A 22,614-nucleotide genomic window follows, 5' to 3' on the forward strand; every position below is an offset into this window, starting at 1 on the left:
TCGCCGCGATCGCGGCACGAGACCCCGCATGAGCGGCAGCTGCCGCCAAACGACATGGCATAAAACGGGGGCACGGCACCTACGAGAAACTGCTTGAGGACGAGTCGATCGATGCGGTCTGCATCCCACTCCCGGCAGCGCTCCACGGACGGTGGACGCAGGCAGCGCTTGAGGCGGGGAAGCATGTGACCGTCGAAAAGCCATTCGCGGCAAACGCTGCGGAGGCCGAGAGGATGCGCCAGCGCCGAGGCCAGCGGACTAGTTGTCACGGAGGCCCACCACACCACCCATCACCCGTTCACGTCCCGTATCGCCGACATTATCGCCACCGGGAGGCTCGGGCCTGTCCGGTCAGCACGGGCCGCTTTCTGCGTGCCGATCCCGCCCGGACATGACATCAGATGGAATCTCATCCTCGTCGGTGGCGGACTCATGGATCTGGGATGCTATCCGATCCGGATGCTGCACGACATTCTGGGCACCGACCCCACGGTCGTAGCCGCTCAGGCGCTGACTCGCGGAGACATCGATCGCCAGATGACAGCGCGCCTGCGGTACGGCGACACACAGGCCACCATCGTGAGCTCGATGTGGTCTCGTCACGCTTTTGCGGCGAAGGTGGAGCTGCGCACCGATCATGCCCGGACGAGGATCCCCTGGCCGTACCATCCAAAGCAGGGCGGTCGGCTCGCCGTGGATGGGTCCGGCATCTGGTTCCGGGAACGGGCGGACAAACGCCCCAGCTACGACTACCAATTCGAAGCGTTCCGCGGAGCGGTAGAACACGGCGGTCCGAACGTCACGAACCCTGCAGCGGTCACAGCCACAATGCGAACCATCGACCGCATCTACTCCGCTGCAGGCTTGCGAGTCCGCGAACCGAGCTAGCGCGAAACCGGCTCGCTCTCTATGTGAAGGAGTGTTCACCCGCGAACGGGCTATCGGATGAGGGAGCGCGCTTCTTTCTCGAGATTCTTGTAGGCGGAGAAGACGGTGGTGGTGTCGTGGCCGGTGGTCAGCATCCGCGCGCCGTGGTCATGCCAGTAGGCGGCCATTTCCGGGCCGTCGCAGTGCATCCCGACAACGATGCCGGCGGCGTTGCCGACGTCTATCACGCGCTGGATGTGGTCGCGCATCACGTCCGAGTCGCGGTAGGTCCGGCCGCCGAGTCCCACGCTCAGCGCGAGGTCGAACGGTCCAACATATATCGCGTCGATGCCGGGAGTATTGACGATGTCGTCAAGGTTGTCGAGCGCGGTCGCTGTCTCGATCTGCACAACGCAGAGCACCTTCGCGTTGGTTTCATCGGAATCCTGCGCGCCGTCGAGGTCAGCGTAGAGCGGGCCGAAGCTACGGTTTCCGCCGAGCAAACCGTCCGCCTTCGCAGGATAACGGCATGCGTCCGCGGCGCGCTTCGCCTGTTCCGCCGTCTCAACCAGGGGCACGATGACACCGTCGGCGCCGAGGTCGAGCGCACGGGTGATGAACTCCTCGCGGTTTGCTGAGACACGCACGAGTGTAGTCACGGGGGTGCCGCGCAACATCCGAACCACACCCTCCACGGTCGCCCAGTTGGTAAAGCCGTGCTGCATGTCTACGGTGATGTAGTCGAACCCGGCTTTTCCCGCCATCTCGAGCACGATCGGGTCGCGGAGGATGCACCAAAGTCCGATGCCGGTTCCGCCTTGTTCCCAAATTGTCTTCACGTTGATGATCGCTTTCTATCGTTGTCGTGCATGGTTGAAGGAACACAGTGGACGCCCATGCCGGGCCGCAGGGCGCACGAGTCCCAGTCAGTATGTGGCGCGGCCTCCGCTGATGTCGTAGACAGCTCCGGTGGAGAAGCTGACCTTGTCGGAGGCGAGCCAGGCGACCAGCTCGGCAACTTCCTCGGCTCGACCGACGCGCTTCATCGGGATGAGGCTGGTGATGTGCGCGAGAACCTCGGGGGCGGTGGTGTCGTTCATCGGGGTTTCAATGACGGCGGGTGCGATGACGTTCACCAGGATGCCGCTGGTGGCGAGCTCCTTGCCGAGGGACTTGGTCATCGCGATCACCGCGGCCTTCGAGGCGGAGTAGGCGGAGAGGTTCGGGTTGCCGTCCTTGCCGGCCATGCTCGCGAAGTTGACGATGCGGCCCCACCCCTTGTCCCGCATGCCGGGAATGAACGCCCGGGCCATGTTGAAGGTGCCGCGCACATTGACGGCAAAGACCTTGTCCCACTCGGCGTCGGCAACTTCCCATAGCGGCTTGTTCGGGCCGACGATGCCCGCGCAGTTGATGAGGATGTCGATCGGCCCGACGTCGGCGGCTGCGGCATCCACGGCGGCCGAGTCTGAGACGTCGACGACCACGTCCGATCCAGGGGCCAGGTCGAAGCGGATGACCTTGACCCCGTCTTCGGCGAGCCGGGTGGCGGCTGCCGCTCCCAGGCCGCTCATGCTTCCGGTGATAACGGCTGTCTTCGTCATTGCAGTGCCTTCGTTTGGGTGGGTCGGGTGGCCCGCTCGAGGGTTTCGAGCAGGTGTTCGTATTCATGTCCGGTGGCCCGGGTCAGCCCCAGTTCACAGGTACGGTTCGTCGACGCATACGCGTCGAACGACCGGGACGTCACAGATGCCGCTTCCCGGGCAGTTGCTGACGCCGTCAACTCGGGGTGCAACATGCCGCGGTCACCGGCGAACGCACAACATCCCCATCCGTCCGGGATGACGACCTCGGCAGCGATAGCGCCCGCGATGCGGGAGAGCGCTTCGTTGGTGCCGAGGTGGGTGGATGAGCACGTTGGATGCAGGGCGAGAGAGCCGATTGGGGCGGTCACGGTGAGTAGCCCCAGCACCCGGTCGTCCACGAACTCGACAGCGTCGATGATTCGCAGGCCGGGAAATCGGCGATCGCTGGAGTGGAGGAGCTTTTCCACCCCCTCGGTGCACGATGCCGCGTCGACCACCACCGGGAGCCTCCCGTGGTCGGACGCCTCCCAGAGGGCGGGGAGAACGCGTTCCCGCATCTGGTCGTACCCGTCGGTGAGGCCCTTGGACTTCCAGGGTGTCCCGCAGCACATGGTCGCGATTCCGTTGGGTGTGCGCAACGGTACGCCGGCTCGCTCGCACAGGTCGAGGAACGCGCCGGTGACTCCGGGTGCGCCTTCGGCGGGGCCGAACATGGTGCCGATGCAGGCGGCGAAGTAGACGGCCTCAGGATTCTCCTGTGCGATCGACCGGCGGGGGAAACCGCCGCCCGGCAGGTCCTTCTCCCACAGCGGCACGGTGTCCTTGCCGATGACCGCGCGGGCTACCGATGCAGCCCCGGTGACCAGGGGTGCGGGGAGTTTCTTGACGGTGTCCATCACGAAGCCGCCGATGTTGGTACCCGCATCCCAGTGTTGGGCGGCTGCCTTCCAGACGGCTTGCGCGAGGCCGTTCTGCTTCTCATTGCGCAGGCGGCGAACGAGGTCGCCCGTGTCAATCAGCACCGGGCAGGCCGTGGCGCACATGCCGTCAACGGCGCAGGTGTCGATTCCGTCGTACTGGTAGTCCGCCTCAAGGCTCTTCAGTAGTTCTGTGTTCCCGGCCGCCGCGGCGTCGGCCATCTCCCGGCGCAGCACGATGCGCAGGCGCGGTGTCAGGGTAAGGTCCTTGCTCGGGCAGACAGGTTCGCAATATCCGCATTCGACACAACGGTCGACCTCTTTCTCGACCGTTGGGGTGACCTTGAGGTTCGAGATGTGGGAGCTGGGGTCCTCGTTGAGTAAGACACCGGGGTTGAGTAAACCGGCAGGGTCGGCGAGGCGCTTGACCTCCTGCATCACGCCGTACAGTTCGTCGCCGTACTGCCGGCGGACGAACGGCGCCATGATGCGGCCGGTTCCGTGCTCGGCCTTGAGGGTGCCGTCATTGCCCAGGACGAGGTCGACCATCTCGTCGGTGAATGCCACGTAGCGCTTGAGCGACGCGGCATCACTGAAGCGTTCGTTCAAGAGGAAGTGGATGTTGCCGTCCTTCGCGTGGCCGAAGATGACGCTGTCCTCATAATGATGCTTGTCGAAAAGTTCGACGAGTTGCTTGCAGGTGTCGAGCAGTGCGGGCACCGGCACGGCGATGTCCTCGAGCAGGGCGGTCGTGCCGGACGGACGGTTCCCGGCGACGGTGGCGTACAAACCCTTCCGGATGTGCCACAGCGCCGCGCGAGTCTTCGGGTCGGGGCTGAGCTGCGCACCGGAGGCCAGGGGCAGGCTCTCTAGGAGCGGACGGCTGGACTCCATCCGGTCGAGCAGCAGATCTCGGGAGTCGGTCTGGTGTTCGACCAGGAGGGCCGCGTGAGACTCGACGTTCAACGCGCGCAGGGCGCCGACGGCCTGCGGGTCGCGCTGGGCGACGCGGAGGGATGTCGCGTCGAGCAGTTCGATGGTCGCGAATCCGGAGGCGACCAAGTCGGGGAGAGCGCCGGTGGCATGATCAAGGTCGTTGAAGATGAGGAACCCAGTGGCCAGGTGCGACAGGGTCGGCAGGGTGCGGAAGGTAGCGGAGGCCACGAACGCCAGGGTGCCCTCGCTGCCGACCACGAGATGGAGCAGAATCTGAATGGCGCTGTCGTGGTCGACAAAAGAGTTGAGCCCGTAGCCCATCGTGTTCTTGATCGCGTACAGGGTTGCGATGGTGGCCATTGACGCGGGGTGTGCGCGCACCCGGTCGCGGAGGCGGAGCAGGCCCGCGTGTAGCTCGGGTTCAAGGGCTCGGAGGCGGGAGTCTGCATCCGTGTCGGCGGTGTCGATGACCGCGCCGCGGGGCAGCACGAGAACCGCGGACTCGAGCGTGCGATAGGTGTTGAACTCGGTGCCGCAGGACATCCCGGAGGAGTTGTTGGCGACGACGCCGCCGATCGTGCAGGCGCCCTCACTGGCCGGGTCGGGTCCGAGCTTGCGTTTGTAAGCGGATAGCCGGGCATTCACGGCCCGCACGGTCGCGCCAGGTTGCACGCGCACGCGCAGTCCGCTGTCGAGTACCTCGATCTCCCGGAAGTTGCGACGGGTGTCGACCAGCACTCCGGCCGTGGAGGCCTGGCCGCTGAGGCTGGTGCCGCCGGAGCGGAAGGTGAGCGGGACGCCCTGTGCGGCGCTGGCCCGCAGCAGCCCGGCGATGTGGTCGACTCCGGTCGGCGTGACGACCGCCTGGGGGGTCAGAAGGTAATGGGACGCATCATGCGCCTGGCCGAGACGGTCGGATGGCCGAGAGTGCAGACCGTCCGGCACGACGTCCTCGAGCGCGGCCAGGAGTGCGGGATCAACGGCGGGCAGGCGCGGCGGCATGCCGAGCGTGAGGCTAGTGCGACTCACGGGAGACCTTGTGACCTGACGAACCCTGCAGGAAGTCGAGGTCGGCGCCGGTGTCGGCGCCCATGACGTGGTCGACGTAGAGCCTTTCCCAGCCGCGCTTCGGGTTGGCGAACCCGTCGGTGGTCGCCTTGTTGGGGGAGCGGAGGTTCAGCTCCTCATGTGACACATCGAGGGTCAGGCGCCGTTTCGGCACGTCGAGGATGATGTAGTCGCCGTTTTCCACGATCGCCAAAGCTCCACCGGCGGCGGCCTCGGGCGTGACGTGGAGGACGACGGTACCGTAGGCGGTGCCGCTCATCCGGCCATCACTGATGCGCACCATGTCGCGGACGCCGCGCTCGAGGAGTTTTTTGGGCAGCGGCATGTTGGCGACCTCAGGCATTCCCGGGTATCCCTTGGGGCCGCAACCGCGAAGTACGAGCACGGAGTTCTCGTCGACGTCGAGGTCGGGGTCGTCGATGCGGGCGTGCATGTCCTCGATCGTGTCGAACACGACGGCCTTGCCGCGGTGGGTGAGCAGGTGGGGGGAGGCGGCGGCGGGCTTGATGATGGCGCCGCCCGGTGCCAGGTTTCCGCGCAAGACCGAGATCCCGGCGTCGGGAATTAGCGGGGTCGCGCGCACGGTGATGACCTCGTGGTCCCAGATCTGTGCGGAGTCGAGGTAATCCACGAGCGGCTTGCCGGTGACGGTGAGGGCCGTCGGGTCGAGGAGATCCTTCACCTCCCGGAGCACGGAGAGGAGGCCACCGGCGCGTTGGAAGTCGTCCATGAGGAAGCGGCCGGCGGGCTGCAGGTTCACCAGCAACGGCACGCCCGACCCGATGTGGTCGAAGTCGTCAAGGCTCAGATCGATGCCGAGTCGGCCGGCGATGGCCAGGAGGTGTACGACGGCGTTGGTGGAGCCACCGATCGCGGCCAGGGCGACGATCGCGTTGTGGAAGGAGCCCTTGGTGAGGAACGTGCTCGGGCTCCGGGCCTCGGCGATGAGCTGGACGATCAGGCGGCCGGTCTCGTGGGAGCTCTCGAGCAGGCGGCTGTCGGCGGCGGGTGTGCCCGCGAGTCCGGGGATGATCGTGCCGAGGGCTTCGGCCACGAGCGCCATCGTCGACGCGGTGCCCATTGTGTTGCAGTGCCCCTTGCTGGAGATCATCGATGATTCGCTCTTGAGGAACTGCTCCTGGCTGAGCGTGCCGCCCCGGACCTCTTCGCTTAGGCGCCACACGTCGGTGCCGCAGCCGAGAGGGACGCCCTGGAAGGTGCCGGTCTTCATCGGCCCACCCGGCACAACGATAGCGGGAAGGTCGACGGATGCCGCGGCCATGAGCAGGGCCGGGATCGTCTTGTCGCAGCCGCCTAGCAACACGACGCCGTCGATGGGGTTGGCGCGAAGCATCTCTTCCGTCGCCATGGCCATCATGTTGCGCCACAGCATGGCGGTCGGCCGTACCTGCGTCTCGCCGAGAGACACCACAGGGAGATTTAGGGGAATGCCACCGGCTTCGTAGATGCCGGCCTTCACGCTTTCCATGACCTCGTTTAGGTGGGAGTTGCACGGGGTGAGGTCCGAGGCGGAGTTGGCGATTGCGATGTGCGGGCGACCGTCGAAGGCGTTCTCCGGCAGGCCTCGGCGCATCCAGGCCCGGTGGATGTAGGAATTGCGATCGGTACCCGCGTACCACTCTGAGCTGCGTTGCTCCACCACGAGGACTTCTTCCGTTTGTTGAAATCTATGTATAACATGTGGAACACCATGAAAGCTACTGCTCCCGACATCCACACCGAACAGCAGACCGACGAGCGCCTCGTCGGGTCCGTTCGTGTTCTGGCCGTGTTGACCGAACTCGCGAAATATCCGGAGGGTGTCTCCCTGGACGAGATGGCCCGCACGGTCGACAGTCCCAAACCCACAGTGCACCGGGCACTCGCCTCGCTGTGCAAGGCCGGCCTCGCAGCGAAGGACGGCCGGGGTCGCTACCTTCTCGGGGACGAGTTCCTCCGAATGGCGTTCGCCAACCATGAGCAACGACCCGACCACCTCCGTGTGCAGCCGATCCTCGACCGGCTGGCCGAACGGTACGGCGAGACGGCGCACTATGCCGTCCTAGACGGACACGACGTCGTCTATCGGGCCAAAGTGGACCCCGCTGTCGGTGCCATGCGACTGACGTCGACCATTGGCGGCCGCAATCCGGCACACGTGACCGGGGTGGGGAAGATGCTTCTTGCGCTCAAGCTCCCCACCATCGACACGGTGGAGGCGTGGGTCGGCGATAGACAGCTGGAACGTCGCACTGCCCGCAGCGCCGGAACCTCCCGGGAACTGCATGAGCAGTTGGAACTCGTCCGGGCCCGCGGGTACAGCGTCGATGACCAGGAGAACGAGCCTGGCGTGAATTGCCTCGCCGTGCCGATCTACCTGACGTCACCCAGCGCGCCCAGCGGCGCGGTGAGCGTCAGCGCACTGGCCTACCGCACACCGCTCCAAACACTCATCGACGACTTGTCGGTCATCAGGTCCATCGTCGAGGGCAAGTCCGATGAGGAGCTCCAATGACCGAGTACCACGCACACCCCCAGGCGGGCCAGCGACACGTGCTCGGCGAGGGTCCCGTCTGGGTATCCGAAACCTCGACCCTCATCTGGGTCGACGTCGAGCGCGGCACTGTTTTCGAAGGGACTTTGGTTGAAGGGGTCGTCGAACCGATTCGTCAGCTGGATTTCGATGGTCGTGTGGGAGCCGCGGTTCCCAGCGAGGACGGAGACATCCTGGTCGCCACGGAAAACCGGCTTCTTGTCGTCACGCCGGACGGCAAACGCCTGAACGGGCCCGTCATCGTGGCACCGGGGGTCGCCAGCCGCGCCAATGACGGAGCCTGTGACCCGGCGGGGCGGGTCCTTATTGGCACCCTTGCCCTGGACGGCCGGGAAGGCGAGGAGACTCTGCATCGGCTGGAGACAGACGGCAGCCTCACCGTGGTCGACTCCGACCTGACCCTGTCAAACGGCATCGCCTGGTCCCCGGATGGCGCACTCATGTACAGCACCGACACTGCCCCCGGCATCATCTGGGTGCGCGACTACAACGTGGAATCCGGCGAGATCGGGCCGCGACGTCAGCACCTGCACATCGAGGCTGGATATCCCGACGGGATCTGCACCGACGCACAGGGCAACCTCTGGGTCGCCATCTGGGGAGAGGGAGAAGTGCGCTCCTTCGACCCTTCGGGCCGCCACACCGACACCGTGTTCGTCAACGCACCTCACGTCTCCAGCGTGGCATTCGTCGGCGATGAACTCGACACCCTCCTCATCACGACCGCATCCCGTGACCTGGACGGCCCGGACCTCTTGACCTATCCCGATGCCGGCCGACTGTTCCTGGCCGACGTCGGAGCCACCGGGATGCCGAGCACACGTTGGGTGTTCGCGGGCACCCGCGCCGCCGTTCACTGACCCCCCTACCTCAACAAGGAGACATCTATGTACCTCATGCGCATCGGACCCGCAGGATCCGAGAAACCAGTAGCCCGCATCGACGACGACAGCTACGTCGACCTCTCCGACGTGGTCACCGACTTCAACGAGGCATTCTTCGCATCCGGTGGCCTGGCACTTATCGCCCCAGTGGTCGACGCGCGACGTGCAAGCGGGGACGTCAGGAAGTTCGCCGGCGAACGGATCGGCGCCCCCATCGCGCGCCCGCACCAGATCCTCTGCATCGGGCTCAACTACAGCGACCACGCCGCCGAAACCGGCCAGGCAGTGCCCGCCGAACCCATCCTGTTCACGAAGAGCCCCAACACGCTGATCGGACCGAATGATGACGTCCGGATCCCGCGGGGAGCCACCAAGCCCGACTGGGAGGTCGAACTCGGCATCGTGATCGGCAAACGAGCCAGCTACCTCGACTCGGTCGAAGACGCCGCCGACTACATCGCCGGCTTCACCGTCGTCAACGACGTGAGCGAACGTGCCTTCCAACTCGAACGCAACGGACAATGGTCGAAAGGCAAGTCGAGTGAGACCTTCAACCCGGCCGGACCATGGCTTGTGACATCCGACGAAATCGACAACGTGCACGACCTCGGCATGTGGCTGGACGTGAGCGGGGTGCGCCGGCAGACCGGCTCCACGTCGACGATGATCTTCGACCCGTTCTTCATCGTGCACTACCTGTCGCAGTTCCTCGTCCTCGAGCCCGGCGATCTCATCAACACCGGAACTCCTCCGGGCGTGGGAATGGGGTTCACGCCGCCTATCTGGCTCCAGGCCGGGGACGTCATGGAACTAGGGATCGACGGGCTGGGCGCCCAGCGCCAGACCGTGATCGCGCCTCGATGAGGGCCTTCGTTCTCACCGCTCCTCGCGAATTCGAGGTGCAGGACCTCGCCCCGCCAACGGCAACTCCCGGTAGCGTGGTGATTGACGTGCAACGGGTGGGCGTCTGCGGCACCGACGTCGAGTTCTTCACCGGCGAGATGCAGTACCTCCACGAGGGCCACGCACGGTTTCCCATCCGGCTGGGACACGAATGGATGGGAACCGTTGCGACTGTAGGGGACGATGTCGACCCGTCGTGGATCGGCCGACGCGTGACGGGCGACACCATGCTCGGGTGCGGCGTGTGCCGCCGGTGCCTCGCCGGCAATCAGCACGTGTGCGAGTTCAGATACGAGGTCGGGGTTCGCAACGGGTTCGCTGGGGCCCTCGCCGAGCAACTCGCGATGCCGGTCAGCGCACTTCATGCCCTGCCGGACACCGTCGATGACGTTCTTGGGGCATTGGTCGAGCCGGGCGGAAACGCCCTGCGCTCGGTGTGGGGTGCGAACCTTGCCGCGGGCGACCGGGCGCTGATCCTCGGCGCCGGAACAATCGGACTCCTCGCCGCCATGTTCGCGAAGTCTCGCGGCGCGGAGGTCCACCTGATGGGCCGTTCGGAGCGTTCTCTGAACTTCGCCCGAGCCCTCGGGTTTGATGGAGTGTGGAGCGAATCGAAGCTGCCCGATCTGCCATGGGACGCGGTCATCGATGCCTCCAACGCGCCGGCGCTGCCGGCGAAGGCACTGGAGCTTGTCGAACCGGCCAAGCGTGTGGTCTACGTAGGGCTGGCCGGTAGTCCCAGCGTCATCGACACCAGGACCATGGCACTCAAAGACGTCACGTGCGTAGGCATCCTGAGCGCGTCGCCCGGCCTTGCCGGGACGATTGAGGCCTACGCATCCGGCGCCGTTGACCCGCGCCCGTTGGTGGCGGCCACCGTCGGACTGGACGGAGTCGGGGCGATCCTGGCGGGGCAGCGCTTCGACGAGGCCGGGGACGGGCCGAAAATGCACGTAGACCCTCGGATCTGAGCCGGAGGACGACATGATCACTCCAGTTATGAGCAACCCCACCACTCCGCGAGCACTCCAGCGTCATCGTGCAGACGAGAGGATCCGCGCCGCATAAGGGACGTCGACCGAACCGGCGTATTCGCGCCTGATGCGAAGATGTCGGCTACCTGTTGACATAATCATTATTATCGGCTAAATACGAGCGTGAGAAACGCGACCAAACGCTATACAAAACAACGCAATTTGCTATTTATCCGCTATGGTTGGCACATGGAAATCATCTCTGGTGTCGTAGTTGAAGACTCGCTCCTAGCTGTCTTCGTCGAGATGGGCCGGCTGGGTCACAACATCGCACTCGCGCACCACAACGACCCGGGGTCCAACGGCTTCACTTTCGGCGTGGACCGGTACCAGCGGTCATGCGAGCTCGTTAAAGACGAGCTTGAAGCCCACGGTTTCCGCGTCCGAAACAAGGGTGCCGGCCTGCGGGCGACGCGTGATGCGCTGGAGCTGCATTTCGCCACAGCGAAAACTGCAGATGTCGAGGCGTCGTTCTCGTTCGATCGAACGACCGACTCGCGTATCGATGCTGGTCGTTCCAATTCGCTGGTCCAATCAACCCTTGACGGTCTCGACCACGTGGCCTTGCCAGGGCGACAGATTATTCACACAGTATGGAGCGGTAACTCCACCAACGGCCTCATTGCCGTGAACGTCGGCCGGCTCGTTGTGGAGAACAACGAGACCGTGACGTGGTCGGCGGTGCGGCGGATCGACAAGAATGGTGTTTTCGAACCGTCAGAGGCCATCGTTATTGAGGGCGCGGCGACAACGTACATCGAACAGCCGATGCCTGAGCTCGGCCTTGAGGCCATCGCTCGGGAACCGAAGGAATCGAACGAGTCGCGTCATGCAGAGCAGAAGTAGCCAAGCGGCCGCCAATTTTTCTGGAGATCGGTTGCGGCTGGCACGCTACCGTGCGGGCTTAAACATTCGGGAATTGGCTGAAGCTGTCGACCTCTCGAGCGGGGCGATCTCGCAGTACGAAACTGGACGGGCCACACCAACTCCTGCAGGACTCGCAAAGCTTGCGATGGCAACAGGTGTGCCGGCAGCATTTCTGACATTCGGGACTCGCTCCGTCTCAATGGCAGGGCTCGAGGGCACGCACTTCCGAAGCCTGCGGTCGACGTCGAAGCAGACTCGAGCCAACGCGTGGACTTGGTCTGAAATGGTCTTGGACCTAACCCAGGTTCTCGAGCGCTACGTTCGCTTGCCCAGCGCATCCGTACCAGTGCACACCCTCGTACCCGGTGCCAGCCGGGAGGAATTCCGTGCTGCTGCCGCGCTCGTGCGCACCGAATGGTGCCTTCCTGACGGGCCTGTCGGTCATCTTGCACGCCATATGGAAACGCACGGCATTGTCATCTCGCGCCTTACTCTCGCTGACGGAGGTATCGACGCGTTCAGCCAATACCAAAGCGACCATCCAGTTGTCGTCCTAGGGGAAAACAAAGGTGATATCGCGCGAAGTCGATTTGACCTGGCACACGAACTAGGACACCTCGTGTGTCATCCGGAGGCGGATCCTGGAGGGACTCAGGAGAACCAGGCCCACGGATTTGCAGCCGAATTCCTCATGCCGGAAGAACACATGCGTGCTGTGCTGCCCAGGCGGTATGACCTCGGCACCTACGTGAAACTCAAGCAGGAGTGGGGTGTTTCCATCGCTGCTCTCCTGTACCGCGCGCGCACCCTGGAAGTCATCACCGACGTCGCCTACAGACGTGCGGTGGTCGCCCTGAATTCGCAGTACGGGCGCCGCAACGAGCCATTCCCGCTGCAGAGCCCCGACGACCCAAGCCTTCTAGCCCAGGCGGTCGCCCTGGCCGAATCCAACGGGATCTCTCTGGATTCGATTGCAAACGACGCGCATATTGCGCTCGAGGATGCTGCGCTCATCGTTGCAGGAAGTCGTGCTCGACCGGTTGTCGCCCTTTAGCAGAACACCGCGGCGTCTCTGAGCATCGCCGAGGTGGCGGTGAGACGTCTCGAACCAATAGGAGCCGAGCATGGCTACGCGTCGGGTTCTATGTTGGAAGCCGACTCTTTCCGTCGAGCGTCAACCACAGCGTAGTGAAGCATTTTGTCGACGCGAGTTGCGGCGGCCTGAACAACCGTTGGTAATTCGCGAAGGCGCTTGTCGGACGGACGGTTGGAACGGAATCGAAGGACGACGTACCAACCTTCGTCACAGTCGTCGGAGATTAAGTAACTCGGAAGTTGGGCTTCCAGACCGTTCCAAAACTTTCCGTTGTCTTCCTTCTTTACTTCGATGAGCGCCCGGATAGAAGTGCCCGAAGATGCTTTGAAGTCGACCGGGCCGCGCCCGAGTTCAACCTCGCGGTCTATTTCGACGTTGAAGAGACGCAGGTAGTGCTGGGCCATCCCGAGGAACACGAGCTGAGCCGCGAGCTCGTTCTTAACGGTGTGATCTTCGTTGTGGAGCAAGCTCCAGCCGCGCTGGTCCTCAATGAAATGCCGATACTGCTCGACGATTCGGAAGATGAGTTCTCGCAGCTGATCCTGAGAGGTGACGGGCGCGATCTCCAGCGGATGATCCTTCGCCCAGTCGACGGGTTCCCCGTCCCACTGAACAACTCCCCTCGGATCGGCTGCGAAGTCATAGCCGAATAAGTCCTCGCGCGAGGTCTGATCTCGCGCCCAAGCTCGGACTCGCTCAGGGTGACGACGAGCCCAGTCCACGATGGCGGATTTCCGTACTTTGGCTCCTACCGTGAGGTTGAGCTGGCCTCGAATATCGCTGTTGAGATTCGAGTCGAACCAATCATCGGCGTTGAGAGTTGGCAATTCGTTCAGTATCCGCCGCGGAACCAGAATGATTGGCTTTCCAGTCACCGGGTTGGTTGGCAATTGAACTGTCTCCTTCACCCATCGACCCACGTTGGGGACGACGCGCGCGTTACGGACCTCGTGTGGGTCAAGTTGCACACCGTGTCGCTGGGCAGTTTGCTGGGTGTACATAATGAAGCGCGCCTTCAGCACATTCGCTGTGGCATCGGAGATGCGGTCGGCGCCGATGCCTTCGTTGAGGATTCCGATCTCTTCAATGTGCTCAGGCTCGGTCAGGCCCGCCGCGATCGCAACAGCGATGCCATCCGCCATTCTCCTGGCGAACTGAGCGCCGCCTCCAGATCCGTTGGTGCCCTCCGCCGTGAAACCCAGACCAATCTCGCCTGGTTCGGGAAAGGTTAGGAGACGCCTTGCCGTGACTGCCGAAACTGAGTCTGGACCGATCGCCCGTGCGACGAGTTCGTAGCAGTGAACGAAATGTGCGATCAGCTCGTCGTGCGCTTGGGCCCAGTCGTCGCCGGCCTCAAGGAGGAGCAGTGGGTCGATGAACAGCCTTGTGTCGATCGTAAGATGCGGATCGAACCAGTCGTCCTCTTCCCCTCGTGTGATGCCGAAGGCTTCAGAAAAGCGCATAGCGAGGCTTTGCGTCGGGTTGGCTCATGCCCTGATTGTGGCAGAACCGTTGTCCTTGTACGCACGAACGTGTCGAGTCCTTCGTTCTTGGGCGCGTGGCTGGCCTCTGCGCCATCTTGAAGGTCGGCAACCGTCGTGATCGGCCCGATGAATTTCGACATGGACGCGGTGGAGGGCGCCGTAGCACGGCCCGCATCCCCGCTGAGCGGCGATGAGGATCGTGAGGCTCACAGCCTCTAAGAAGATTCCTGCGTTTTCTTTACCTCGCGCAAAGCCACGCCCAATCGGTCTGCGACCTCGCTACGCGATGTTCCGAGTTCAAGCATTGACGCGATTGCTGTTGCGGCGCGCTGCCGCACAACAAGGCTCTGCTTAGCAGCACGATCGTGTACAGCAGCAACCTCCTTGTGTGTTGCAGTTTCGATACCTTCGAGTGAATCAGCTGCAACGAAATAGTCGGTTGCCAGCTGTTCGAGCTTGTCCTGCTTCGCGCGGAACTCCGCTGCTTTTTCACGAGCGCGAGCCCGTGCGGTGCTCTGTTTGGCGGAATTGCGTGCCTCGGTCATGTGTGCCCCTTTCGCGGGTCAAGGAGTCTATTATGCGCGAGCCCGCCACCGAGTGGAAACCGGCCCGGTGGATCGGACAAGACCCGGCGACGGAGGTGCGCGGCCGTCTCGTCCGGGAACGCGAATGCCACCTCATTCCGAGGTTCTGATCATGGTCCTTCCAACCGGCTTGCGGCCCACTCCCCCACCTTGTTTCCTCCACCACGCCCGCTTCAGCCTTTCAGTCCTAGACCTCAAGCATCCTTATTCTTCGGACAGGAACTGGTCACACCTCTGGCATTAGCAATCAACGAGGTAAAGTGAGCGTGTGATGACCATGCATATCCTCTCCGCGGGAGACGGGTATGTGTACTACACGAGCGAGACCGTGACCGGTGACGTCAAGCGTGAGAATGACCGTGAGCTGGGTGATTACTACACCGAGGATGGCAACCCTCCCGGTGTCTGGGTCGGTGGCGGCCTGGCCCCGTTGGGTGTGTCCGGGACGGTCACCGAGGAGCAGATGAAGGCGCTCTACGGTGAAGGGTTGCACCCGGACGCGGAACGGATCATCGCCGCCGCTCAGGCGCAGGGGAAGACAGCGACCGGGGCTATCGCGGAGGCCAAGCTGGGGCGGTCGTACTACGGCTATAGCACCGGCGGCACAGACCTGAAGGACAAGATCGACGCCGGTTACGCTGCGTTCGAGAAAGCGGAACGACGTGAACCTAACGTCGCCGAGCGGCGCGTGATCCGGGCCCGCGAGGGCGCCCTGGCTTTCCGCGAGGCCAAGGGACGTCCAGCCGCTGACAAGGAAGAGCTCGGCCGTTTCATCACTGCGGCGACCCGGCCGACGCAGCAAGCCGTCGCCGGATTCGACCTGGTCTTCTCCCCTGCGAAGAGCGTGTCTGTGCTCTGGGGTCTGGGCGACGAGCCCACCCGGAACGCGATCGAGGACGCGCAGGCTGTCGCTATCGCTGACACGGTGAAGTACCTCGAGCGGGAGGCTGTCGCCACCCGCGCCGGCACAAACGGCGTCGCACAGATCGACGTCGAGGGCGGTCTTATCGCAACCCTGTTCCGCCACTACGACTCCCGCAACGGCGACCCGCAGCTGCACGATCACCTGGTCGTCGCGAACAAAGTCAAGAGCGTCGATGGCAAGTGGCGGACGCTTGATTCCAAACTTCTCCATCGTCAGGGAGTCGCCGCATCTGAGTTCTACAACCAACGTGTCATGGACGAGGTCACCAGCACCCTGGGCCTGACCACGGAGCTGCGCGAAGTCACCCCGGGCAAGCGTCCCGTGGTCGAGATCGCGGGTATCGACGAGCGCCTAACGTCGCAGTTCTCGACCCGGTCTGCGGACATCAAGAAGGCTGTGGGCCAGCTCGAGAAGGACTACCGGGCCAGCCACGGCCGCTCCCCCGACGCGACCGCACGCATCAAGCTCGCCCAGCAGGCCACCCTCGACACCCGCCCGCAAAAGCTACACGCACGGTCCCTCGCTGCACTCCGCACTGAGTGGGCAGCGAAGGGCACTGAACGCGTCGGCGCATCCACCATCCGAAACCTCCTTACGGACGCCCGTGCCGCAGCACGTGCCACGGACGAGGCGAGGACCGGGCCGTGCCTGGTCGACCTCGACCGTGCTGCCCGCGAGGTCGTCGCGACGGTGTCGGAGCACCACGCGGTCTGGGGTCCGCACATGATCGAAGCCGAAGCCCGACGCTGGGTCCAGAACGAAACCAGCCGCGGCCCCGTGCCCGCCGGCACCGTGGAGCAGATCACACGGCGAGCGTTGGAGACGGACTCGATCGCGGTCACCCCGCCAGCTCCGCATGGTGCGTTCCAGCCGCTGACCCGTCGGGACGGGGTGAGCATTTACGAGCACAAGGGCCGCATGCTTTTCACCTCCACCGGGCTACTGGCCGCCGAAGACACCCTGCTTGCGGCTGCCCGCACCCGGTCAATCGCCCCGGTGACCATGGCCGAGTTCGACCGGACCGCCGCGGCGCACAGCGGCCCACTTGACGCCGGCCAGCGGGCCCTTGCCCGGGAGTTCACGACGTCGGGCACACTGCTCGTCGTTGGGACTGGTCCCGCAGGTGCGGGTAAGACAACCGCGCTGGCGTTGGCTGCCCGCGCTACCGAGCACGCCGGTGGCCGGCTGATCGGGTTGGCCCCATCCGCGACCGCAGCCACCGTGTTCCGTGACGCTGTGGGCGTGCCAGCGGCGACGATCCACTCGTTCGTCGGCGCCTACGACACCCACGGCGACGCCACACCTGACAGCCGCCACCCAAACGAGTTGAAGCTGCGGCCGGGCGACATCGTCGTGGTCGACGAGGCGGGCATGGCAGGCACCGTCAACCTGGCGAAAGTCACCAGCATCGCGGAACGCCACGGCGCCCACGTGCGCCTGATTGGTGACGACCGTCAGCTCGCCGCCGTCGAATCCGGTGGAGCGCTGCGCCTGCTGGAACGTGAAGTCGGCTCAGTCCAACTCGAGCAGATCCACCGGTTCGCCTCTCAGGCTGAAGCCGAAGCATCCCGGCAACTGCGCGACCCGGCCACGGTCGGTGACCCGTTCCGTTGGTACGTCGACAACGACCGCGTCACCGGCGGCAGCATCGACCGGATGACCGACAACGTGTTCGCGGCCTGGCAGCACGACGACGAAGCCGGCAAGAACACGGTCATGCTGGCCCCGCAGAACGTCACCGTCACCGACCTCAACACGCGGGCGCAGGCGTACCGGATGGGTGCCGGCCAGGTTTCCGGGCGGACGTCGGCGCAGCTGCGCGACGGCCTGGCCGCGTACCAGGGCGACCGGATCGTCACCCGCCTCAACGACGCCACCCTCCGCACCGGCCGCGGCACGGACCGGGTCAAGAACGGCGACGTCTGGACTGTGCGGAAGGTGCACGGCGACGGCGCGCTGACCGTCATCCACGCCGGGCATGGCGGCCGCATCACCCTGCCGGCCGAGTACGTGCAGCGAAACGTTGAGCTGGGCTACGCATCCACCATCCACCGCGCGCAGGGCCTGACCGCCGACACCGCACACGTCCTGGCCGACGCGTCGACGTCGCGAGAACTCGTGTACGTCGGCCTGACCCGTGGCAAGGAAGCGAATCACCTGTACGTCGAGACTGAGGATGCCCAGCCTGTCAGCGACGTTCTGGAGAGCATCGCCCGCCACAGCGCCGGATTGCTCTCCGCGACCGAAACCATCCGCGCCGAACAAGCCCGGGTCGATGACCTGGTCACCCTTATCGACCAGTACGGCGACGTCGCCGAGCGCGCCAACACGGTCCGATTCGACCAACTCGTGCACCGCACCCTCCCGGGCGCAGAGGCCACCAGCCTCACCGACTCCGAAAGCTGGGGCGCTGTCAACGCCGCCCTGACCCGCGCCGAAACGCAGGGCCTGGACGCAGCCACCGTGCTGCGGGAATCGTGGAACGAACGAGAACGTGGAACGGCCGAAGACGTCGGCGCCGTCCTGTCCTACCGGATGGAACGACGCCTCGAGACGGCCCCCGCCCTCGACCAAGCCGTAGAACCCGACCGGCCGGCCGTCCCGGCGTGGATCGCGGACCGGCGTGCGCTCGACTCCCCCGGCACTGACCCCGCCTGGCGGGAGCACCTCGCCGAACGCTACGAGTACTTGTCCGTGCGGCTTGAAGAACGCGGCACCTCAATCGTGACCGAGCAGCCCGCCTGGGCGCAGCAGCTCGGCGACGTCCCGGCCGAAGGGGCGCCGCGCGAAGAATGGGTGCGGCTTGCTGCCGAGGTCGCCGTGTTCCGCGACCGCTACAGAGTCGACCCTGGCCAAACCGACGCCATCCCCGCGGCCTACCGCGAGCGTGCCGTGGGCGCGGAGCTCGCTGCCCGCGTGGCAGCGCAACACCCGGCGCAGACCCCGAGCGCCCAGCCGGACGCAACAGGCACTGGACGGCAGAAGCCCCCAACCGCGCTCGAAGCGATGCGAGCGGCGAACCGGACCACAGCCGACAGGCAGCGCGAGGCACAGCGTGCAGCGGGCCTCACGGTCACGGCACGCCAAGCGGATCGTAGCGACCAGGCCGCAGAGCAACGCGAGGACCAGCGCACCCGGGACAACGGCCGAGAGCTTTAACCGGCGACTGACCACCGTTGTCCCACCCGCACGCCCGGAATCTGGTGTCGTGGATGGTGACACCCCTCCCGGATGGATCTACGATCCGTCCAATGAATTGCACATATGCAACCCATTGCACATATGCAATGTACGCTGGGGATATGAGCTTTCAGTCCGCCGCGTCGCTAGTTACTCGTATGCGCGTTAAAAGAGAGATGACCAAGTCGTCGTTTGCCGAGCTTGTGGGAGTGCCGACGTCGACGATCACTCGGATCGAGTCCGGTGTCGTGGATCCGACCTATTCGATGCTGCAGAAGCTCGCTACCGGTGCCGGATTTCTACTGACGGAAACTCTCTCGGACTTGGGCAGCGACGCGCCATACGCGGTGGCGGTCGAACGGATCCGGACGGCGTCTACCGCCGATCGGAGCCGCCTGATTAAGAAGCTCGCTCAAACGGCCACCCTCGCTCCCGTCATCAAACGTCCAGGGGTGCGGATCTTCGCGTTGGATCGGCCGGTGGGTGAGCTCATCCACTACCTGGTTGCACGCGGCGCGAACCCGGCGGTGTCGTCGCTGGAGGCGGTGGCAGCGGATATTTCGTCCACCCGGTCGTTCACCCCGGTCGTCTACGTGGAGCGGCCCGAAGATTTGGATGAGCTTCCTCCAATGTCTCCGACTGCGAAGTCCAGCGTCATTGTTCTTCCCATTACCGAGAACGTGCGCAGATTCACCACGTGGGTCAACGGCACGGCGATGCTCGCGCCGGAATGGGGCATGCTCGACGCTTTGGCTTCACCGGGCCGCCAAGCCGACGTTGCCCAGAGCTTCCTACCGCAACTCGCCGGGCGAATCGCCCTGACGGAAGCGGGGGTAGCGGCGTAGTGGCACTGCAATTCGAGGATGCCAGATACGGTGCTGAACGATCCCGGCGCCTGCTCATCACCACCATCCTGGCGTTGGGCGACCATGCGGATGCGGTGACCGTCGTAGGAGCGCACGCCGTCCATGTGTGGGTGCAGAAAAAGTGGGGACCAATCGACATGGAGTCGACCCGGGACGGTGACCTCGCCATCAACCCAGTCCTGATCGCTGAAGACCCCAAAATCATGGAGCTCCTGGCCGACATCGGGCTTGAACCGGCGCGTCCCGAAAGGCCCGGAATCTACGGCCTGGTCAACGAACGCGGGTTGTCCTGGGAACAGCGCACGACAGTCGACCTCCTCGTCCCGGAAACGTATGCCGGCTCGAAAGGACGCTCAGCTCGAATCGCTGGGCAGCAGAGTGCAACAACCCGCGCTTACGGCCTCGAGCTGGCCATCCACGACCGCACCGTCACCACGATCACCACTGTTGACGGCGAACCAGAACTCTCCGTCGATGTGCACGTTGCAGGGCCGGCCGCGCTACTCATAGCTAAAACCCACAAGGTCTCCGAACGGTTGGCGGACGTTGACAGACGCCCTGACCGGTTGCGCCCCAAAGATTCCGGCGACATCGCCCTGCTCATGATGGTCACCGACGGAGCCGTCATGGCGGAAACGATGATGAAGCACTCAGCCGAACGACCAGAAATTCGCACCGTTGTTCACGAGGGGGCTCAGCATCTCGTCGAGATGTACTCCGCACAAAACGACACCCTTGTCCGAGAACACATGGCAGCAAGTTTGGGCGCCAGGTTTCCCGAATCAGCCATCTACGAGTCCATCGATGAGTGGCTCATCTCGTTCACCGCGATCTTTGGACAGTGAGCACGTCGGCTCCTAAGGCTCTCCCCCGATTGAGGAGATCGCTGAGGACGGCCACGTTCTTTGCTCCGTTGGGATATGGGTCAGTCATCGATCGGGGCACCGCGAGCGTCATGAATGCGGGCAAATGCCGGTGGGCCGCTTCTGTGAAGACGCTGCTGCGGAGTTGGCGGGCATCGATCCGCACTGTTCGGGCGAGGATGGCCAGGTCGATGAGATCTTTTGATCGGGTGGAGGGAAGGCCGCCGTAGATCGACATCGTGGCGCAGGCCTTGTCCGCGATCTGGTCCTCGACGGCGATCGCTTGATAGGCATAGACGGTACCGAGGCGGGGTAGGTCGAGCCGGAACGCTGGGACGATGCTCTCCAGCGGTGCGGTCGGCGTGCGCTTGTGAATGGCCAGGTCGACTTTGATCGGGTTCCGAGTGCCGGCGCCTCGGACGGTGACGCTGTACGTGACCTCAGCAGCCTGCAGACCCGGCTGGTTGGGTCCGCCCGTATCGCGGTGATGAAGATATCGGAACTCGAGATGATCGCCTAGATCAACGCTGGCGGCCGCCGTGAGCTGGGTGGTGGCCTCATCGATGCTCATCTCGGCTGTTTCGAGGTCGACGTCGGTTGTTCTCCGGGCTCCGGGCAGACGCGCGAGCATGCTCGTTCCGCCTTTCAGCGCGAACGGGCAATCGTCTACGGAGAAGACCCGGCAAAGAAAACGGTCGAAGATGGCCAGATCCTGAAGGCTCTGGATCGAAGTCCCCAGTCCAGCGCGGTGCGCGGAGCGTGCCTTCTCTTTGAGAGCGGCGAGCATTGCCCGTCCGTCTGGGTAGGGATCAGTTTTCATCGGTCGTTTCCTCTTCGGTGGTCGGTTCCTGGCCGCGGCGTGACTCTCCAGCGTCTGGATCTTTGGGCGCGATGGCGGAGGATGCCGGCACTGCGTGTGTTGTGGTCATGAGAGGGACAGCCCCGCCGAAGTTCATGGCTGGAACCGAGATCTTCGGCATCGTGAAGGTAGGCATCTGGTCCGCGATTCCCTTGGTGATCTGCTCCATCTGCCCCCGATGGAGTTCCAGGAAGGGGGTCAGCACGGCGTCCGCGATCTCGGAAGCTAGGCGACTCTGCGCTTCTCTCACCGGCGCAAGCAGTTGTTCGAGCTGTTCGTTGAGTTGGGTGCTTCCGTGCAGCTGGAACTGAAGTTGCTCAGCAAGGACCCTGAGCTGTTCGCCTGCTGCGCGGGTGATGACCTGCTCGAGGGCGGCACCGACAGCGGGTCGCTGAATGAGCGCGAGAGTTGCGGCGACGTCGTCGATGCCGGCACTTCGTCGTATTTGTTCGAGAAGCGCCGTGCCGTCCCGTCGAGGATGGCCGTACCTTGCCGCGAAAGGGGCAAGAAGACGTCCTAGGTGATTTAGGTCGATGGCGTGCTCTCCTCGGGTTGCGTCGGCCAGAACATCCCCAACCAGGGAGAGGTCGCCCACCTCATCGACAAGATCAGCGACGGTGCGCTCAATGCTCGTCACCGGGAGACCCTCGACAACGACGACGTCTCGCGGTTCCAGTTGGCGACGCGAGTAGGCGATGTCTGGTCGTTGGGTCTGGCGACGCTCGCTGGTGATCATCCGATACGGGGCTGGCTCAATATCGCCAGACTTATGCACCGCGGCGGCCGCGGCGCCGCCGATCACCACGTGCGGATTCTCGAGCCGTTCCCAGGCCAGCAGTTCCGGACCAGTGGACATCCAGGCTGCCCGAAGATCATCCAGCGGCGCCACCGGAACGCCGCCGAGCCGGTACACGCCGTGAACGAGACGTTCCAGACGCCCATCCCGCTCCCGATGCGAGAGATTGGCTCGACTAACACCGCGAGCCCTCGCCTGCGCGGCCGTGAGTAGACCCCACTGGCCCGAGGCCAGTTCCTCCAGGATCGGTTCAACAATTACGCTCATACTTGAAAAGTATAGGTTATGTACACTTTCAAAGCATATGTTGGGTGTTCTAGGTGGCCCAGAGTATTGCGCGGACTG

General features: G+C 64.2%; 18 protein-coding genes and 1 pseudogene. 11 read left to right on the top strand and 8 right to left on the bottom strand.

The genetic code is table 11. The annotated features are described in order from the left end of the window. Positions 1-53: 53 nt before the first annotated feature. Positions 54-395 (top strand): annotated as a pseudogene (locus E3T61_RS22725) (Gfo/Idh/MocA family protein); the annotation flags it as partial. Then, positions 319-888 carry a Gfo/Idh/MocA family protein gene (locus tag E3T61_RS19770; protein ID WP_420898506.1) on the top strand — a complete coding sequence of 190 codons (570 nt, stop codon included), beginning with the start codon at positions 319-321 and terminating at the stop codon, positions 886-888. The pseudogene E3T61_RS22725 and the gene E3T61_RS19770, both read left to right, overlap by 77 nt. Before the next feature lie 50 nt (positions 889-938). Here E3T61_RS19770 and E3T61_RS19775 read toward each other — a convergent pair whose 3' ends face one another. From E3T61_RS19775 to E3T61_RS19790, 4 genes are all read right to left on the bottom strand, one after another. Next, positions 939-1,706, bottom strand: a complete 768-nt coding sequence (locus tag E3T61_RS19775) for an HpcH/HpaI aldolase family protein (RefSeq protein ID WP_134642557.1) — start codon at positions 1,704-1,706, stop codon at positions 939-941. 87 nt (positions 1,707-1,793) lie between these two features. Continuing rightward, positions 1,794-2,471, bottom strand: coding sequence for an SDR family NAD(P)-dependent oxidoreductase (locus tag E3T61_RS19780; RefSeq protein ID WP_134642558.1), 678 nt, complete (start codon positions 2,469-2,471; stop codon positions 1,794-1,796). Then, a complete protein-coding gene (locus E3T61_RS19785) occupies positions 2,468-5,308 on the bottom strand; it encodes an FAD-binding and (Fe-S)-binding domain-containing protein (RefSeq protein ID WP_134642605.1) in 2,841 nt (946 codons plus the stop codon). Before E3T61_RS19785 ends, E3T61_RS19780 begins: the two co-directional genes overlap by 4 nt. 13 nt (positions 5,309-5,321) lie before the next feature. Further along, positions 5,322-7,037, bottom strand: a complete 1,716-nt coding sequence (locus tag E3T61_RS19790; protein WP_241992707.1) for an IlvD/Edd family dehydratase — start codon at positions 7,035-7,037, stop codon at positions 5,322-5,324. Between the two features lie 48 nt (positions 7,038-7,085). Between E3T61_RS19790 and E3T61_RS19795 the strand changes: the two genes are divergently transcribed. The 6 genes from E3T61_RS19795 to E3T61_RS19815 all read left to right on the top strand — a co-directional run bounded on the left by E3T61_RS19795 (position 7,086) and on the right by E3T61_RS19815 (position 12,670). Continuing rightward, entirely contained in the window at positions 7,086-7,889 is an 804-nt protein-coding gene (locus tag E3T61_RS19795) for an IclR family transcriptional regulator (protein ID WP_174777054.1), read from the top strand. Then, complete coding sequence (locus E3T61_RS19800) at positions 7,886-8,788, top strand: SMP-30/gluconolactonase/LRE family protein (RefSeq protein WP_134642560.1); 903 nt, start codon at positions 7,886-7,888, stop codon at positions 8,786-8,788. Before E3T61_RS19795 ends, E3T61_RS19800 begins: the two co-directional genes overlap by 4 nt. A 27-nt stretch (positions 8,789-8,815) precedes the next feature. Next, positions 8,816-9,676: a fumarylacetoacetate hydrolase family protein gene (locus tag E3T61_RS19805; protein WP_134642561.1), complete on the top strand. Its 861-nt coding sequence runs from the start codon at positions 8,816-8,818 to the stop codon at positions 9,674-9,676. Next, complete coding sequence (locus tag E3T61_RS19810; RefSeq protein WP_134642562.1) at positions 9,673-10,686, top strand: zinc-dependent alcohol dehydrogenase; 1,014 nt, start codon at positions 9,673-9,675, stop codon at positions 10,684-10,686. Before E3T61_RS19805 ends, E3T61_RS19810 begins: the two co-directional genes overlap by 4 nt. Before the next feature lie 186 nt (positions 10,687-10,872). Further along, positions 10,873-11,595 carry a hypothetical protein gene (locus E3T61_RS21990; protein WP_166793324.1) on the top strand — a complete coding sequence of 241 codons (723 nt, stop codon included), beginning with the start codon at positions 10,873-10,875 and terminating at the stop codon, positions 11,593-11,595. Continuing rightward, positions 11,579-12,670: a helix-turn-helix domain-containing protein gene (locus tag E3T61_RS19815; RefSeq protein WP_166793325.1), complete on the top strand. Its 1,092-nt coding sequence runs from the start codon at positions 11,579-11,581 to the stop codon at positions 12,668-12,670. The genes E3T61_RS21990 and E3T61_RS19815 overlap by 17 nt, the downstream gene beginning before the upstream one ends. Before the next feature lie 74 nt (positions 12,671-12,744). On the opposite strand, the gene E3T61_RS19820 is transcribed toward E3T61_RS19815, so the two are convergent. Both E3T61_RS19820 and E3T61_RS19825 read right to left on the bottom strand, forming a co-directional pair. After that, complete coding sequence (locus E3T61_RS19820) at positions 12,745-14,175, bottom strand: hypothetical protein (RefSeq protein ID WP_134642564.1); 1,431 nt, start codon at positions 14,173-14,175, stop codon at positions 12,745-12,747. Positions 14,176-14,411: 236 nt separating this feature from the next. Beyond that, on the bottom strand, positions 14,412-14,741 hold the full coding sequence (locus E3T61_RS19825) for a hypothetical protein (RefSeq protein ID WP_134642565.1): 330 nt from the start codon (positions 14,739-14,741) through the stop codon (positions 14,412-14,414). 310 nt (positions 14,742-15,051) lie between these two features. On the opposite strand from E3T61_RS19825, the gene mobF reads away from it, so the two are divergent. From mobF to E3T61_RS19840, 3 genes are all read left to right on the top strand, one after another. Next, a complete protein-coding gene (gene mobF, locus E3T61_RS19830; RefSeq protein WP_134642607.1) occupies positions 15,052-18,864 on the top strand; it encodes a MobF family relaxase in 3,813 nt (1,270 codons plus the stop codon). 179 nt (positions 18,865-19,043) lie between these two features. Then, entirely contained in the window at positions 19,044-19,730 is a 687-nt protein-coding gene (locus E3T61_RS19835; RefSeq protein ID WP_255455717.1) for a helix-turn-helix domain-containing protein, read from the top strand. After that, on the top strand, positions 19,730-20,596 hold the full coding sequence (locus tag E3T61_RS19840; RefSeq protein WP_134642567.1) for a hypothetical protein: 867 nt from the start codon (positions 19,730-19,732) through the stop codon (positions 20,594-20,596). Before E3T61_RS19835 ends, E3T61_RS19840 begins: the two co-directional genes overlap by 1 nt. Here E3T61_RS19840 and E3T61_RS19845 read toward each other — a convergent pair. Continuing rightward, positions 20,574-21,434, bottom strand: coding sequence for a nucleotidyl transferase AbiEii/AbiGii toxin family protein (locus E3T61_RS19845; RefSeq protein WP_134642568.1), 861 nt, complete (start codon positions 21,432-21,434; stop codon positions 20,574-20,576). The genes E3T61_RS19840 and E3T61_RS19845 overlap by 23 nt on opposite strands. Further along, a complete protein-coding gene (locus E3T61_RS19850) occupies positions 21,424-22,536 on the bottom strand; it encodes a type IV toxin-antitoxin system AbiEi family antitoxin domain-containing protein (protein WP_134642569.1) in 1,113 nt (370 codons plus the stop codon). The genes E3T61_RS19845 and E3T61_RS19850 overlap by 11 nt, the downstream gene beginning before the upstream one ends. Positions 22,537-22,614 lie beyond the last annotated feature (78 nt).

This window comes from Cryobacterium lactosi (assembly GCF_004403945.1).
Lineage (GTDB): Bacteria > Actinomycetota > Actinomycetes > Actinomycetales > Microbacteriaceae > Cryobacterium > Cryobacterium lactosi.

What these genes read in the sequence shown, in the direction of transcription:
- E3T61_RS19780 (WP_134642558.1), bottom strand. Translation starts at nt 2,471, where the DNA reads ATGACGAAGACAGCCGTTATCACCGGAAGCATGAGCGGCCTGGGAGCG.
- E3T61_RS19795 (WP_174777054.1), top strand. Translation starts at nt 7,086, where the DNA reads ATGAAAGCTACTGCTCCCGACATCCACACCGAACAGCAGACCGACGAG.
- E3T61_RS19800 (WP_134642560.1), top strand. Translation starts at nt 7,886, where the DNA reads ATGACCGAGTACCACGCACACCCCCAGGCGGGCCAGCGACACGTGCTC.
- E3T61_RS19815 (WP_166793325.1), top strand. Translation starts at nt 11,579, where the DNA reads ATGCAGAGCAGAAGTAGCCAAGCGGCCGCCAATTTTTCTGGAGATCGG.
- E3T61_RS19810 (WP_134642562.1), top strand. Translation starts at nt 9,673, where the DNA reads ATGAGGGCCTTCGTTCTCACCGCTCCTCGCGAATTCGAGGTGCAGGAC.
- E3T61_RS19785 (WP_134642605.1), bottom strand. Translation starts at nt 5,308, where the DNA reads ATGCCGCCGCGCCTGCCCGCCGTTGATCCCGCACTCCTGGCCGCGCTC.
- E3T61_RS19850 (WP_134642569.1), bottom strand. Translation starts at nt 22,536, where the DNA reads ATGAGCGTAATTGTTGAACCGATCCTGGAGGAACTGGCCTCGGGCCAG.
- E3T61_RS19825 (WP_134642565.1), bottom strand. Translation starts at nt 14,741, where the DNA reads ATGACCGAGGCACGCAATTCCGCCAAACAGAGCACCGCACGGGCTCGC.
- mobF (WP_134642607.1), top strand. Translation starts at nt 15,052, where the DNA reads ATGACCATGCATATCCTCTCCGCGGGAGACGGGTATGTGTACTACACG.
- E3T61_RS19845 (WP_134642568.1), bottom strand. Translation starts at nt 21,434, where the DNA reads ATGAAAACTGATCCCTACCCAGACGGACGGGCAATGCTCGCCGCTCTC.
- E3T61_RS19820 (WP_134642564.1), bottom strand. Translation starts at nt 14,175, where the DNA reads ATGCGCTTTTCTGAAGCCTTCGGCATCACACGAGGGGAAGAGGACGAC.
- E3T61_RS19835 (WP_255455717.1), top strand. Translation starts at nt 19,044, where the DNA reads ATGCGCGTTAAAAGAGAGATGACCAAGTCGTCGTTTGCCGAGCTTGTG.
- E3T61_RS19805 (WP_134642561.1), top strand. Translation starts at nt 8,816, where the DNA reads ATGTACCTCATGCGCATCGGACCCGCAGGATCCGAGAAACCAGTAGCC.